General features: G+C 44.5%; 9 protein-coding genes. 4 read left to right on the forward strand and 5 right to left on the reverse strand.

Annotated features, from left to right (window positions below):
• The first annotated feature begins 3 nt into the window (after positions 1-3).
• Genes LLW17_RS06070 through LLW17_RS06085 form a run of 4 tightly spaced genes read left to right on the forward strand, consistent with a single transcriptional unit; the run spans position 4 to position 6,982 of the window.
• Positions 4-1,608, forward strand: coding sequence for a RagB/SusD family nutrient uptake outer membrane protein (locus LLW17_RS06070; RefSeq protein ID WP_228229370.1), 1,605 nt, complete (start codon positions 4-6; stop codon positions 1,606-1,608).
• Between the two features lie 19 nt (positions 1,609-1,627).
• Entirely contained in the window at positions 1,628-2,695 is a 1,068-nt protein-coding gene (locus LLW17_RS06075) for a SusE domain-containing protein (RefSeq protein ID WP_228229371.1), read from the forward strand.
• 5 nt (positions 2,696-2,700) lie between these two features.
• Entirely contained in the window at positions 2,701-4,137 is a 1,437-nt protein-coding gene (locus tag LLW17_RS06080; protein ID WP_228229372.1) for a SusE domain-containing protein, read from the forward strand.
• Positions 4,138-4,195: 58 nt separating this feature from the next.
• Positions 4,196-6,982: an alpha-amylase family glycosyl hydrolase gene (locus LLW17_RS06085; protein WP_228229373.1), complete on the forward strand. Its 2,787-nt coding sequence runs from the start codon at positions 4,196-4,198 to the stop codon at positions 6,980-6,982.
• Positions 6,983-7,761: 779 nt separating this feature from the next.
• Here LLW17_RS06085 and LLW17_RS06090 read toward each other — a convergent pair.
• From LLW17_RS06090 to tilS, 5 genes are all read right to left on the reverse strand, one after another.
• Positions 7,762-8,505 (reverse strand): hypothetical protein, encoded by a 744-nt coding sequence (locus LLW17_RS06090; RefSeq protein ID WP_228229374.1) that lies wholly within the window; start codon positions 8,503-8,505, stop codon positions 7,762-7,764.
• Positions 8,506-8,659: 154 nt separating this feature from the next.
• Positions 8,660-10,486, reverse strand: a complete 1,827-nt coding sequence (locus LLW17_RS06095) for a DUF885 domain-containing protein (protein ID WP_228229375.1) — start codon at positions 10,484-10,486, stop codon at positions 8,660-8,662.
• A 1-nt stretch (position 10,487) separates the two neighbouring features.
• Positions 10,488-12,335 carry a CocE/NonD family hydrolase gene (locus LLW17_RS06100; RefSeq protein ID WP_228229376.1) on the reverse strand — a complete coding sequence of 616 codons (1,848 nt, stop codon included), beginning with the start codon at positions 12,333-12,335 and terminating at the stop codon, positions 10,488-10,490.
• 16 nt (positions 12,336-12,351) lie between these two features.
• Positions 12,352-14,364, reverse strand: a complete 2,013-nt coding sequence (locus LLW17_RS06105) for a protein-disulfide reductase DsbD family protein (protein WP_228229377.1) — start codon at positions 14,362-14,364, stop codon at positions 12,352-12,354.
• The gene (tilS, locus tag LLW17_RS06110; RefSeq protein WP_228229378.1) at positions 14,357-15,673 is read right to left on the reverse strand and encodes a tRNA lysidine(34) synthetase TilS; all 1,317 of its coding nucleotides are present in this window, start codon (positions 15,671-15,673) and stop codon (positions 14,357-14,359) included. Before tilS ends, LLW17_RS06105 begins: the two co-directional genes overlap by 8 nt.
• Positions 15,674-15,768: the final 95 nt, after the last annotated feature.

Here is a 15,768-nt window from a genome sequence, read left to right on the forward strand (position 1 = left end):
AATATGCTCAAATTAAAAACATTCGCCTGTTTGCTTCTCCTGGGAGGTGCATTTCTTTCGTGCGAATCGGACTTAGACGTTACTCCTCAGGACGACGATGAGCTGCTTGCTGATGGTTTCTTTGAGACCGAAGGAGCCTATAAACAAGCTCTTGCCGGGGTTTACGCTAACCTGAGTTTAACAAGTACCACCGATCCGGGAGGTTCTAACATCGCCGGTCTTGACGCCGGTACCGGGCAGTACATACGCGGTTTGTTTAACCTGCAAAACCTGTCTACCGATGAAGTGATCTGGACCTATGAAAACGACCCGGGATTACGCGGTATGCAGCGCAACACCTGGAGTTCAGACAATCCGTTGATTCTTGGGGTATTTGCCCGGGCCTCCTATGAGATCGCTTTGGCAAACGAATTTCTTAGACAAACTACTTCTGAAAAGCTAAGCAGCAGAGGTGTTAGTGGAACCCTGGCCGAAGACATTCAGGTTTACCGTGCAGAAGCCCGTGTTTTGAGAGCTTTGGCTAACTATCACCTGCTTGATATGTTTGGAAAAGCTCCCTTTGTGACCGAAAATGACGCCGTAGGGTTTGATCAGGTTCCTGAAATCACCGGCAGCGAACTTTTCACTTATATCGAGACCGAATTGACCGAAGCGCTGCCTAATCTGGTAGCTGCACGTCAAAACGAATATGCACGCGTTGATCAGGGTGTTGCCAATATGCTTTTGGCCAAGCTTTACCTAAACGCTGAGGTGTACACAGGTACTGCGCGTTATGCAGATTGTGTTGAAGTATGTGAGACCCTTATTGGAAGTGGCTACAGCCTTACCCCTAATTATCTGTTCAACTTTATGGCAGATAACAATTCTAACGGCGCTCAAAATGAAATCATTTTCCCTGTAGTTAATGATGGTGCTCGAACGCAGAATTTTGGTGGTACCACGATCATCATTCAGGGTGAGGTGGGAATTCCTGAAAACAACGGGGAAAGCCTGGGCGTAAACCCAACCGGTTTTGGTGGTTTATTCCGCGTAAGACCCGAGTTTGCACGTCTGTTTACTGCAAACCCCTTGTATCAAAATGATGCCCGTAATACCCTTATTACTCAGGATCGTCCTATAGAAATTGATAATATTGGCAATACAGCACAGGGATATTTGATCACCAAGTTTTCAAACCGTACCTCAACCGGTGGTTCTGGTAGCGACCGTACCTTTACCGATACTGATTATCCGTTGTTTCGTTACGCAGACGTACTTTTAATGTATGCCGAAGCTGTACTGCGCGGAGGTGGCGGTTCAGAAAGCCTGGCGCTGCAATACGTTAACGACCTGCGCGAGCGTGCTTTCGGGGATACTTCGGGCAACATCACCCAGGCACAACTTACGCTAGACTTTTTACTGGATGAACGCTCGCGTGAATTATACTGGGAAAGTCACCGCAGACAGGATTTAATCCGTTTTGGAGTCTATACCGGCAGCAGCTATTTATGGTCCTACAAAGGCGGACCCCAATCAGGTACTTCTATTCCTGAATTCAGAAATCGCTTTCCGGTACCCAACCAGAGTTTGTCTTCCAATGCAAACCTTTCGCAAAACACCGGCTATTAGAATTAGAAAATTGTAAACTATGATAACAACATTAAAACGAAGTTTGTTTTTACTCACCGGGCTGCTTATAGCCTCGTGCAGTGAGGAAGATGAAAAATTAAGTGTAGCTTCAGAAGAAGCTCCGCTGGTTGCTAATCTGGATATCAACCGGGTGGCATTAGACCAGACAAATCCCGGTAACCCTGCCGTTACCGTCAGCTGGTCTGAAGCGGTTTATTCTATGCCTACTCCCATAAAATATGTGATTCAGTTTGCCGCAAATCAGAATTTTGAAACTTCTGTAAACGCTACAACCACATCTTTAGAGGAGGCTACACTCTCTATGAGCGCGGTAAATAATGCCGTAAATGATCTGGGCTTTGTACCTTTTGAATGGCAACAGGCCTATATACGCGTACAGTCGTCAATAGGAACCCTTGATTCTGAAATTCAATATTCAGAGCCTATAGGAATTATGGTGTACCCCTACTTCTCGTATCCTTATGATGATTACTATCTGGTAGGTGCTGCCACTGCGCCGGGATGGAGTAATGACAACAACAATCCGGTGCTTTTCAGAGATGCTTTTAATGAAAACCTATACCGGTACACGGGTAGATTCAATCAGGATTTCTTTAAAATTCTCGATCAGCGTGGATCCTGGGTGCCACAGTATGGTGTTGAAGGCGGTAACCTTAAATTAAGACCTACCGAAGATCAGCCCGATCCTCCGTCAATAGAATCTACCAGAGCCGGATATCGTACGCTAACGGTTAACCTCGCAAACAACACCTTTTCCTTTAAAGAGGTAGAAAACGTTCCTGATGCCTTCAGCTCTGTTACCGTTACCGGAAACGCAGGCGGTGATGTTGCCTTAACGGCATTGGCCTTTGACCCGCATATCTGGTACGTGCGCTCTACTCCATTAGAAACCGGTTCGATTACCTTTTCAGCAAATGGAATGAGTTATGGTGGGGCGACTGAATTTTCGGGCGTTGCTGAAGTTGATGGCGGAAGCATTCCGGTGCCGGTAAAAGATGATTATGAAATCTGGTTTAATGATATCACCGGAGAATATGTGATGATTCCTCTTAACTTTTCTAAATAAAAAGTATGAAAACAGTTTTAAAATACAGCTTCCTTATAGCTTTCGCAGCAACCACATTTATGGCCTGTGATAATACGGAAGATCTGGTGCTTACAAAACCTGAAAGTACCTTTGAGATCAATGCCACAAACTTTGCAAATCTGGTATTGAATCCTTCTTTCCCGGAAAACCCTGCTGTAACCATCAGCTGGAATACTGCCGAAAATGCTGGTGCTACCTATGAGGTGGTTATGGCTACAGATGCCGAATTTTCAAATTCGGTAAGTCTAGGTACCACAGACCAATCAAACTTTACGATTAGCGTTTCGCAGCTAAACCAAATGCTTCTTGATGCAGGTTTAGAGCCCTACAAGCCAAGTCCGGTTTATGTACGCATCAATAATGGTGGCGAAACGACTTCGTCCCTTACCTACAACATCACTCCTTATGCGGTAGAGGCTCCTGTAGTCACAAACCCTGAGGCTGATGCCGTTGTTGTGTTAGATGGTGAAAATCCGGATGCGCAGGCTTTAAGTGTTACCTGGACCGATTTTTCACGGGAAGGAACCGAAGTTTCTGTAGTTTATGAATTGCAAATGGCTGCGGCCGGAAGCAATTTTGAAACTCCTGTTTCTGTAGGCCGTGTCACTAATGGCGGTGAGTATAATCTGTCTAATGTGCAATTGAATAATCTGGCTTTAAGCTTAGGTGCTGAAGAAGCTGCAGATTTTGATTTGGAAATGCGTATTGTGGGTACAATCACTACAGATACGGGCGAAAATGTGCGTACATCAGAAGTTGTGCCTTTTACGGTGACAACTTATGAATCCTTTACAGACTTATTTTTAGTAGGTGCTGCCACCGCTCCGGGCTGGGATAACAACAACAATAATCCTGCAATTGTAAGACTTCCCGATAATAAAGACGCCTATCGCTTTACCGGTAAATTTAATGGCGATGCCTTTAAATTACTTGAAGTACGTGGTCAATGGCAACCGCAATGGGGGTTGAATAACGGCAACTTTGCCAGTAGCGAGGCACTTGGGTTTGACCCTGATGTACTTAGTGTTTCTACTACAGGCTATTACACCTTGGATGTAAACACCAAGACCGGAACATACAGCATCACTCCATATGATGCCGGTGGAGCAACCACCTATGGCGCTATGGGTCTTATAGGTTCTGGACGTACAGGTGATGATACCGGCTGGGGAGGTGATGACATCGATTTTACACAGTCCACTTTTGATCCGCACCTGTGGTATTTAAATAATATCACCCTGTTTGACGGTCAGGTTAAAATACGTGCTAACAATGCCTGGGATGTAAGTTGGGGAGCTAACACCGCGGTAAGCGGCTTCGCGACTTCAAACAACGGTCCTAATATTCCGGTTTCTGCCGGCACTTATGATATTTGGTTTAGTGACCTTACAGGCGGCTATATTTTTATACCCAGAAACTAACAACCACTTCATATAAAAGGCCGTCTCGTACGGCCTTTTTTTAGCTTAAAACCACACTATGAAAACAAAACTACTCCTCTTCCTTTTAGGTTGTTTACCGCTGGGGTTACTGGCTCAGACGGTAAGTATAAGCCCTGATCCTTTTGCAGAAAATGAGCAGATTACGCTAACCGCTTCAAATATTCCGTGGACGGGAGGTGTGTATCTCTGGGCCTGGCATTTTGATTCTACCGGAAAGCAAATCAACAATCCCGATGCAACGGGTACTAACTTCAACAATTCACCTGAAACAGCCCGTTTTACTGATAATGGGGATGGAACGTATTCCTATACCCTAACACCTACCGAATTTTACGATACCACGGGAATAACCCGAATTGCCTATTTGGTAAAAAATCAGAATGGCTCCCAACAGGGAACAGATATTTTTAAAAATGTAGGGGCATTTAATGTCAATCTAACCGCTCCTGCAAACACCACAACCAGTATTGAAGGAGGCACTTCATTCAGCATTACGGCTACCGCAGGGGTGACTGCAGATTTCAGGCTTCTGGCAAACGGCACAGCGATTAATACCCAAAATGCCACAACCTCCTACTCCTTTACAATAACGCCCAATATCAATACCGATTACCGGCTTGAAGTTACCCAGACCGGAACATCAAACCTTGTCATACGCAGTTTTCGAACCCTGGTAAAGCCTACACCTACCGCCGCAGCAGTACCTGCCGGATTGAAAGATGGTTTTAACTTTGATCCTTCAAAACCCAATGAGGCCACGCTGGTCTTTTACGCCCCGGGCAAGGAGTTTATACACGTAAAAGGAAATTTCAACGGCAATGACTGGTCACTGGACAACACCTACCTCATGAACTATGATGCCGCTGCAAACCGCCATTGGATCAAACTCAATTTTGATTCGACTACGCCGCAGGATTTGTTGTACCAATATGTAGTTGAATATGCGATTAGCGTAGCTGACCCCTACGCTACACTAATTCTCGATGAATTTAACGATCAATTTATTGAGGCTTCGGTGTTCCCTGATATTCCGGCTTACCCGGTGGGTAAAACTTCTAATCCTGTTTCGTACATAGAACGCGATGAACCGGTATACGATTGGCAGATCACCGATTTTAAACCCACAAAACGCGAAGACCTGGTAATCTACGAGGTTCTATTACGAGATTTTGATGATGCGCATAGCTTTCAAAGCCTTATAGATCGTCTTGATTATCTCGAAGATCTGGGAATCAACGCTATTGAGCTGATGCCGGTTCAGGAATTTGACGGTAATAACAGCTGGGGTTACAATCCCGCGTTTCATATGGCCCTTGACAAGTATTACGGCACACGCAATGCTCTTAAAAGCCTCGTAGATGCTGCTCACGCCAAAGGTATTGCTGTGATAATTGACGTGGTTTACAATCACGCCACCGGTCAAAACCCCTATTTCAGAATGTATAACACCAGTAATGGAGGTACGGGTGGCCAAGCCAGTGCAGACAGTCCGTTTTTTAACCAAACAGCAACGCATTCCTTCAGTGTTTTTAATGACTTCAACCACAATAAAGAAGCGACCCGCAGTTATGTAAAGCGTACCGCTCAGTACTGGATTGAGGAATTTAAAATTGACGGCTATCGCTGGGATTTAACCAAAGGATTTACCCAAAATTGTTCCGCTTCAGACGAAAGCTGTACCAATGCCTACCAGCAGGACCGTGTAGATGTGCTGAAGGCCTATGCCGATATGCAATGGGAAAAAGATGAAGATTTTATCATCATTTTTGAGCATCTGGGCGGCACAACCGAAGAAAAACAATGGGCCGATTACCGTTTGTCTGAGGGTAAAGGCATTATGCTTTGGAATAAACAAACTGACCCCTACAATCAATCTACAATGGGTTATTCTGAAAATTCAGGTGTAAGCGGTTCTTCCTATAAAAATAAGGGCTTTAGCAATCCTGCTGCGGTTACCTATATGGAAAGCCATGATGAAGAGCGACTGATGTATAAGAATTTAGCATTCGGCAACAGCTCCGGAAGCTATACCGTTAGAGACGTAAATACTGCGCTTAAACGAATGGAAGCCGCAGGAGCGGTATTCTTTACTGTTCCGGGACCCAAGATGATCTGGCAATTTGGAGAGCTGGGTTATGACATCAGTATTTTCACCTGTGAAGACGGCAGTGTCCCCGGCAACGACAGTTGCAAACTGAGCCCTAAACCAGACGGATGGGATTATCTGGATAACGCACAACGCGTGACACTGCACGATAACTGGCAGCGTATGATTTTGCTTAAAAAGCGCCTTGCCATTTTTGAAACCTCAACCTTTAGTATTGAAGAACAGGCTTCAAACCTTACCAAAAAAGTGTATTTAAGTACTACTGCAGCAGGAGAAGGAGAGCCTAATTTTATTACCATACTGGCAAATCTGAATGTTACAGCACAGTCTGTCGTCCCTAACTTTCAGGAAACAGGAATCTGGTACAATTTAATGACCAATGCAGAATATGAGGTCACAAACACCACAAGCCCGATTACCCTGCAACCCGGGGAATATCGTATTTATGGCAATAAAACGGCAAACCTAAGTATTGCCGAACCTAAAGAGACTAACAAGCTCATGATTTACCCCAACCCTACCCACGGTAGTTTTTCACTTTCTCAGGGAGTAGATCGCGTACGCGTATTCAGTATTCAGGGAGTTCTTCTTAAAGAAGTGTCTTTCGAAAACTCAGCAGAGCAGCGAGTAGATGTTTCTAATCTACAAAGCGGCCTCTATCTTGTTGAGATGGAGCGCGATGGGGCAAAAATGACATCGAAATTAATCGTAAATTAAAAATTAAACGATTTAGTAGCCTATTTAGATCAAAAAAAGGGGGGATTTCCCCCTTTCCTCATGCTGACCTATTAGCTACTTTTACTTTGTATTAATGAAATAATTAATGCCATTTCTAATCTGACTAATAGGGGAGTTAGATTTTAAATGATTAATGATTTAGGGGTGAAAGGCACTTTGCGAAAGCAAGGTGTTTTTCTTTTTTACACAAATCGTAAATTCAAACACCCACAATCTTAAAATTTTTATAGTTTTCTAGTATTGCGGGATTTACATATAAATACCATAAAATTAATCGATTTAGTAGGAAATAGACCAAAATGATGTGAAGTTTATTTAATATATTTACAGCGTCATTGACAATTTAGGGGTGAAAGGCACTTTGCGAAAGCAAGGTGTTTTTCTTTTTTAGGGCAAATCGGTTTTAAAGCCTTAAGACACTTCTTCCCGGAAAAAAAATTACCCGGCAAATTCTTAACCTCTATTCGATCTGATCCTTTCCCGGTTTTGGAAATTCTAAATTGAACCGATCGCGTCTTACGAGAATGCGTTTTCTGAATATCAGAAAAATGAGATACCCAAACCAGCTAAAAATAGCCACAAGGGCAATCCAAAAAATCAAATCGCGTATGGATTTAAATTTTTTGTACCGTAATTCAAAGAGTAGCAGTACTACAAATAAGATTCTAATATAAATCAAACCAGATTCAGACGTTTGGGATGTGAATCCTCAAAACTACAGATTTTAGGCGGGACTAAGACCCCGGAGGTTTTGTAAATCAATCCCCTTTTTTGGAAGAAGATGCTTCAACAGGTTGCAGGGTGTTGAGCTTATTGATTTCCAAATTGTTTCTTTTCAAAGCTTCATCACCCAGGTTAAAGGCTATGTATTGCGGGGTGACTATCGTTTCTTCTGCATACATCTGCGTTTTGATGGTCGCAATAGATTGCAGCGCCACCGAAATTGAGGCCGGCGATAAATCGGTCGTGGTAGGGATCAAATCATTGATCTTGGAAGAAGCAAGACCAATCACGCGCACTTCAAGCGAGCCGGTTATGTTTTTTGAATTGGCCACCAGACTAAACGGGTTGGTAAGATTGATGCATGCCTTTCGGGTTTTGACCTTGGCAACCATACGCACCCCTACTCCTATCAATACCGATTTGGGTTTCCCATCCTCTTCGGATACCAAAGTCTGGGTTTGCGAAAAATCATAAATCACCTGATAAATTTCGTTTTTCGCAGAAATCCCAATTCCGCCAATGGTAAGGCCACCGTCCTTTTCAACCTGATACACGGTCACGTTTGAAACCAGATTGGGAAACGAAGATAACAACTCACTGTTATTGGGTATGGTAGACATAGGCCTTACTTCCTGAGTCAGGGTCTCTAAATTCATAAAATAAATATCCCCATCGTAATGCTGCGGTACGGCCAAAGCGATATAGTCTGTAGTAAAAAAGGTTTGTCCATAAATCTGACTCCAAAATGCCAGAAAAATTAAAGTATAAAAGCATTTCATAAGTCAAGTGGTTTTAAGGTTTAGGACTGCAAATCAATTCTTTACAAGTAACTGCCTTTTAACGAGTTACGCAAGGGGGTTTGAACTCTTTTTAAAGCATAAAAAAAGCAGGTCAAAATGACCTGCTCCTAAACGTTTTAAAACGTATGGTTTTTTATTCCTTTTTTTTCGTTCCGATATATTCGATCACCAGCTCTTCTAAAACCGAAAGCGGTACTGCCCCATTGGCCAACACCACTTCGTGGAATTCCCGAATATCAAACTCCTCTCCCAGTTCATTTTCAGCTTTGGTACGCAGTTCGAGTATTTTATTCATCCCTACTTTGTACGCCGTGGCCTGACCGGGCATTACAATGTGACGCTCTACCATTTTAATGCAATCGCTCTCTGCATTTGGCGTGTTTTCTTTGTAATAGGCAATGCCTTCTTCACGGGTCCATTTTTTAGCATGAATGCCGGTATCGACTACCAGACGACAGGCCCGCCACAATTCCATCGCAAGACGTCCAAAATCGGAATACGGGTCGTCATACATCCTCATTTCTTTGGGTACATACTCACAATACAAGCCCCATCCTTCTATATAAGCGGTATAACCGCCGAATTTCCGAAACTTGGGCAGACTGTCCAACTCCTGCGCGATGGCGAGCTGCATATGATGCCCGGGGATTCCCTCGTGATAGGCCAATGCCTGCATTTGATATTTCGGCATTGCCTTGATATCATAAAGATTGGCATAGTAAATTCCGGGACGTGAACCGTCTGGTGCAGGCGAATTGTAAAAAGCCTTACCGGCGCTCTTTTCTCTAAAAGGCTCAACCCGTTTTACGACAATATCTGCCTCAGGTTTTGTGATGAAAAGCTCATCAAGTCTTCCCCGCATCTGGTCTATGATGGCTGTTGCCTTTTGCATATAGGCTTCGCGACCGGCATCTGAATCTTCGTAGTAAAAGCGGTCGTCGTTACGCATAAACTCAAAAAACTCCTGCAAAGTACCCTCAAAACCGGTTTGCTCCATAATCGCCTTCATCTCGCCGTGAATACGCGCAACCTCATTAAGTCCCAGTTCGTGAATTTCTTCAGCAGTCATACTGGTCGTGGTAGCCCGGTTTAAAGCAATCTGGTAAAACTTGTCGCCTCGCGGAAATTTCCACGCGCCGTCATCTGTGGTCGCTCGTTGCTTTTGATTTTCTACAAAAGCAATAAGTTCGGTATATGCGGGCTGCAGGCTGTCTACCAATGCTGCAGTCACCTCCTGCATCAAACGTGCTTTTTCAGCATCTGCTATATCCAGTTTGTTGATTTTTGATTCAAAATCTGCCAAAAGCGGCATCTGATCTGAAGATTTTTCAAAAGGTCTTCCCTTCAACAGGTTGTTGCTGGCTTCAAGCACGTGATCCAGCACAAATTTGGGCGGTACAATGAGATTGCTCTCCCGTATGCCCAATTGATTGCGCAATTCGGTGAACAACGGTTTTACATTTTTAACGCGGCTGATGTAGGCTTCGGCGTCTGAGATGCTGTCGATGCGGTGTTTGTTGATCAGAAAAGCAGGAATCTCAGCATGCAGACCGTACATCTGGTTTACCGGGTAATTGTAAAAACGATACTCATACTCATCAACAATCTGTTGCATATTGCGCTTGTAGAGTTTATAACTCAAAGCGGTTGCCGAGTCTAAAGCTTCGGGATCTACCTCATTTTCCAGGTATTTCAGGCGCTCTTTGGCGCGATCGAGCTCTTCACTGGTTTGTTTTGACGAAATATCATCCCACTGGCCGTAATTGGTTTTCATCCCCAGATCTGTCTGCCATTGTGGGGATTGGGCAACATCGGCATCAAACTGGGCATCAAACCAGGCATTAAGCTCCCGGCTGTTTTGCGCGATAGTTTCCGGTGTGAGATTATTAGTCTGCTCGTTTTTGCAGGACGAAAAAATCAGGATAAAACTGAATAGTAAATAAAAAAAACAGTGTTTCATTTTAAGATTTTAATACGCTAAACTCAATTTCTGAATCGCCGAAAACGGTATGGGTCTCTTTGCTGAAATCTTTAGCTTCAGCCTTATAAATATTAGGCACATATTGTTGCGGATTGCGGTCTATAAGCGGAAACCAGGTACTTTGTATCTGTATTTGCAGCTTATGCCCTTTTAAGAACGTGTGGTTAATACCTTGTAGTGTTAGGTTAACCGGAGTTTTTTGATTCGGCTCAAAAGCTTTGGGATCGCTGAAGCTTTCGCGAAAACGCCCGCGCATCACCTCACTGCGCAGCATCATATGATAGTTGGCCATCTTGAGGTATTTCTGAGTTTCGGGATAATCAGGGGCGTCTGACGGGTACACGTCGATTACCTTAACAATCCAGTCTGCCGAAGAACCGGTAGTGGCTACCTGCAGTTTTGCCAGAATCTCGCCGCTTAAGGTCATATCTTCGGTTAAAACCGGAGTTTCAAAAACCAAAACATCAGGTCTGCGGGCGGCAAAGCGCTGATCATCGGTCATATATTTTCTAGGGGTGAATACCATTTTGATATCTTCGGAATAGGGAACCGGTTTTGACGGATCGCTTACAAACGAATTGGCAAAAGCGGGATTGGCGGTTTGCGTCAGCATTTGATTTTCGCCCAAAAAGTAATGCACTTTTTCAGTAGTTGCTGCAGGCCATTCGGTATAACTATCCCATTCGCGGGCACCGGTATCGTACATCGAAGCTTCGGGCAGATCTAAATTGCCTTTACCGTCATTCTTTAGAAAATGATTGAAAAAGCGGGTCTCGTAATTCTTCTGAAAATCGTCTGAAATTCCATCTCCAAAATAGACGTTACCAATAGCCTGACGCTCATTAGTGCGACTCCAATCGCCGTGACTCCACGGACCAAAAACCATTATGTTGTAATTGTCGCCGGTTTCTTCAATCATTCGGTAGGTGTTGAAGGGGCCGTATAAATCTTCGGCATCAAACAAACCACCCACTACCATTACCGCAGGTTTGACGTCCTTTAGATGCTGAATGATTCCGCGACTGCGCCAAAACTCATCATAATTGGGATGGTCTTTAATCTGCTGCCAGAATACATTGTCTTCCTTGTAGTATTCATCGAGGTTGGTAAGCGGACCTGCATCCAGAAAAAACTGATACTGATCTTCGGAAGGCAATTCGGGAAATTGATACCAGGCCTTGGTTGTAGGTTCGGTTTTCATATAACCAAACACCGAAATCGCACGCCAGTAGCTTTCCAGAAAGGCTCCATTGTGGTGAAAATCATCAAAGAAGAAATCGCCAATACAGGCCTGTGGCGAAGCCGCTTTTAGCGCCGGATGGCCACTCAATAGCGAGTAGGTCGCATAAAAACCGGGGTACGAAATTCCCCAGGTTCCCACATTACCGTTGTTGTTTGCTACATTATTCACCAGCCATTCGATCGTATCGTAGGTGTCGCTGGCCTCATCTATCTGATCGCCGGTTTTATTGGGGATAAAAGCGCGCATATTGTCGTAAACGCCCTCACTGTTCCAGCGGCCGCGCACATCCTGATGCACAAAAATATTTCCTTCTTCAACCAGATATTTATTGGGACCTATTCGGCCTTTAAAAACATCTGCTCCGTAAGGTGCGCAGCTGTATGGCGTACGCATCATCAGGATGGGATATTCCTGAGATTTATCTTTTGGTGAATATATGGTGGTATGCAGTGCTATACCATCGCGCATTTTTATCCTGACTTCCTGCTTGTCATAATGTTCTTTTACATATTCGGGAGTTTGGGCAAACAGGGATCCTGTTACTAAAAGCAGGCCTAAAGCCAGTAAAAATCGCAAATGATTCATAAATTTTCTTTTTAAATTAATTCGTGTAAGCACCTATGCCCTCTTCAAGCCAGGCTTCAAATTCGTCAACATCGGGAGTGTAACCCACCGGTTTATTCAGTTCTGTTTCCGTTTTGGGATCAAGCAACACATAATACGGCTGCGCGTTGATCTGGTATTTTCTAATTTGAAAATCACTCCATTTATTGCCCACCGTCTGAATGCGTTTTCCGGTGGTTTCACTAACATACTGTTCGTCTTCCGGTAATTTTTCCTTCAGATCTACAAAAAGCGAAATCAGCACCACATCCTGTTGCAATTTCCCTAAAATCTGGGGCTCACCCCAAACGCGTTCTTCCATCTTGCGGCAGTTTACGCAGGCCTTTCCTGTAAAATCGAGTAGTACGGGTTTGTTTTCCGCTTTCGCGAAAGCCAAACCGGCTTCATAATCGGTAAAGGTTACAAGCTGATAAGGTCCTAACTCGGCTTCTTCGGGCAACTCGCCGTCCGGAAGGGCTGTCCCTCCCTTAGAATATCCCACGCCGTAAGGCGACTCACTGTAATTCATAGGAGGCGGAAAGCCGCTAATCAGTTTTAAAGGAGCTCCCCAAAGCCCCGGAACCAGGTAAATCGTAAACGTCAATGTAAAAAGTCCCAAAAGCAGTCTTCCGGTTGAAATATGAGGTAATGGTGAATCGTGAGCTGTGGTAAGTTTTCCAAACAAATACAGGCTCAATCCTATTCCCAGGGCAATCCAAATCGCCAGAAATACTTCACGTTCCAAAATATGCGCCTGTAAAACCAAATCGGCATTCGACAGAAATTTAAAAGCCAGCGCCAGTTCTAAAAAGCCTAAAACCACTTTAACCGAGTTGAGCCATCCGCCGGACTTGGGTAGCGAATTCAGCAAACCGGGAAAAAGGGCAAATAACGCAAACGGAATCGCAATCGCCAGCGAAAAGCCCAGCATACCAATTATTGGCGCCAAACCTCCTTCTGCAGCAGCCTGAACCAGCAATGTACCCACGATAGGGCCCGTACAACTGAAGGAAACAATCGCCAGGGCCAGTGCCATAAAAAATATACCGATGATTCCGCCGCGATCTGCCTTACGGTCAACGGCATTGGCCCAGGAGTTGGGCAACATAATCTCAAAAGCACCGAAAAAAGAAATGGCAAAAACCACCAGCAATGCAAAAAAGATCAGATTAAACCAGACGTTTGTAGAAAGTGCATTCAGGGCATCTGCGCCAAAAATCGCAGTAACGATGGTGCCCAGCAAAACATAGATTACCACGATAAAGATTCCGTATAAAATCGCATTGCGGCGACCCACGGCCAGATTTTTACTTTGCTTGGTAAAAAAGCTTACCGTCATTGGGATCATTGGGAAGACGCAGGGCGTTAGTAACGCCAGGAAACCCGAGGCAAAGGCTACAAAAAAAAGCGTCCACAGGTCTTTTTGCTCTTCCTGTTTAACCACTTTTTCAACCGGCTCAATCTTGTCTACTTCCTTTTCGACTTCGCTGGCGGTGCCAAAAGATTCAAAAGCATTAAAATCGGCTACCACCGTGCCTTTCTTGTTTTCGAGATCAAAAACGATGTATTTCTCCTCGTTGATGCATACTTCCTTACACACCTGATAGGTCAGAATGAGTTTGACCAGTTTGGTATTTTCATTCGTTAGCGTGATATCCTGGGTTATTGTGGCTGTATCGGACCAAAAGGTTTCATCCACCTCAAAAATATCGCTATACACCACTTCGGTTTCGCTTTCTTTAGCCGGACCGTCTAATGTGAAATCTTCACCGGCCTTAAGAAACTCCAGGGCTAATGGGATTGGCCCGGCAGGATCGGTAAACTGGGAGTAGATGTGCCATTCGGGTTCTATCTGCGCCTCCAGAATCAATTGGTAATGCGTGGCATCCTGTTGTTTTACTTTGGCCTCCCAGGTGGCGGGATTTTGTGTTCCTGATCCGGGTACAAAACCCTGAGCCTGTATGGCTAAAACAGAAAAAAAGGCAATAAGATACGTAATGTGCTTAATCATAATGAGCAGTTATTTTTACAAAACGGGTGGTAGCTTGTGTGACTTTAAAACGATCGTCGCTGCGTACATTAACAACCCAGATGATTTCATCGCCGGAACACACCACCCAAACGGCTTCTTTCTGAACCGCAGAGTATTTTAAATCTTTAAATAGTTTACTAAGCTTCTTCTTTTTGCCCTGCATCCCAAAGGGATAAAACGCATCGCCTTCCTGCCATCTGCGCACGCGAAGCGGATAGTGAAGCAAGCTAGCATCAAAAATAGCCTCGTTTGGACTACAATCCTCAAAATTTTCAGGCTTTTGCTGCACGAGCGTCAAACCGGGCAGGGCCAAACGGCTGTCTTCAGAATCTAATTTATAATCCTGCTGCGTATCGGCTTTCAATTCGGTAAGAATTAAAACATCACGGTCTTTGATCAGCCGGTAATCGCCCGAACTCACATATTTACCGGACTGTGCGTCTAGCAGGGCATAAATATCGTCCCAGGCGGTAAAGCCAAAACCCTTCAGCAATTGATACAAAACTGCTTTGGTATGCGGTACTTTCTTCAATTCGCTTATGCTTAGGTCATAACCTTTAAAAGACTGATTTACAATTTTTGAATATAAAAAGGCCGTGTAATCCTCAAGTAAATCCTGAGTTTCCCGAAGGTGCACCAGGGTGTTTTGAAATCCGTTTAAAAAATTGGCATTCGCTTCCGTCAATGCCGGAATGGCATGATGCCGCAGGTGATTGCGCAGGTACTTGTCTGAAGCATTGCTGCTGTCTTCGCGCCAGCTTATGCCCTGCTCTTCCGCATAGGTTTTAATTTGCTCACGCGAAAAGTTTAAAAGCGGCCGCACTACCCGCCTGTTGGTTTCCGGAATTCCGGTAAGGCCGTCGATGCCCGTTCCCCTGCCCAGATTGATGAGGAAGGTTTCCAGATCGTCCTGCGCATGGTGCGCCGTCAGGATATACTCAAAACCGTTCCGGGTGCAGAGCTCTTCAAACCAGGAATAGCGCAGTTCACGCGCGGCCATTTGAATGGAAATCTTTTCCGCAGCCGCGAAAACTTCGGTATCAAACGCCTGAATAAAAACAGGTTTGGAGAAGCCGGAAGCCAACTCCGATACAAAAACGGCATCGGCATCGCTTTCGCTTCCGCGCAGCTTAAAATTGCAGTGCGCAATGGTAAAATCAAGCCCGGTTTCCTGACACAGATGCGCAAGCACCGTGCTGTCGAGACCACCACTAACCGCCACCAAAACGGGTTTGTCTTTCAAAAACGAAAACGTGGAATCAATAAGCGTGGCAAAAGCTTTTTTCATGGACCCCAAATATACAATTTTAGCCGGGTGCACTTTTATTTAGCAATTGGGATTTATGCGCTCTAAGTCTAAAGTGCTATTTTTAGCTTTGTAAC

This window comes from Leeuwenhoekiella parthenopeia, assembly GCF_020782115.1.
Lineage (GTDB): Bacteria > Bacteroidota > Bacteroidia > Flavobacteriales > Flavobacteriaceae > Leeuwenhoekiella > Leeuwenhoekiella parthenopeia.

Coding starts and splice junctions, on each gene's coding strand:
- LLW17_RS06070 (WP_228229370.1), top strand. CDS start 4: ATGCTCAAATTAAAAACATTCGCCTGTTTGCTTCTCCTGGGAGGTGCA.
- LLW17_RS06075 (WP_228229371.1), top strand. CDS start 1,628: ATGATAACAACATTAAAACGAAGTTTGTTTTTACTCACCGGGCTGCTT.
- LLW17_RS06080 (WP_228229372.1), top strand. CDS start 2,701: ATGAAAACAGTTTTAAAATACAGCTTCCTTATAGCTTTCGCAGCAACC.
- LLW17_RS06085 (WP_228229373.1), top strand. CDS start 4,196: ATGAAAACAAAACTACTCCTCTTCCTTTTAGGTTGTTTACCGCTGGGG.
- LLW17_RS06090 (WP_228229374.1), bottom strand. CDS start 8,505: ATGAAATGCTTTTATACTTTAATTTTTCTGGCATTTTGGAGTCAGATT.
- LLW17_RS06095 (WP_228229375.1), bottom strand. CDS start 10,486: ATGAAACACTGTTTTTTTTATTTACTATTCAGTTTTATCCTGATTTTT.
- LLW17_RS06100 (WP_228229376.1), bottom strand. CDS start 12,335: ATGAATCATTTGCGATTTTTACTGGCTTTAGGCCTGCTTTTAGTAACA.
- LLW17_RS06105 (WP_228229377.1), bottom strand. CDS start 14,364: ATGATTAAGCACATTACGTATCTTATTGCCTTTTTTTCTGTTTTAGCC.
- tilS (WP_228229378.1), bottom strand. CDS start 15,673: ATGAAAAAAGCTTTTGCCACGCTTATTGATTCCACGTTTTCGTTTTTG.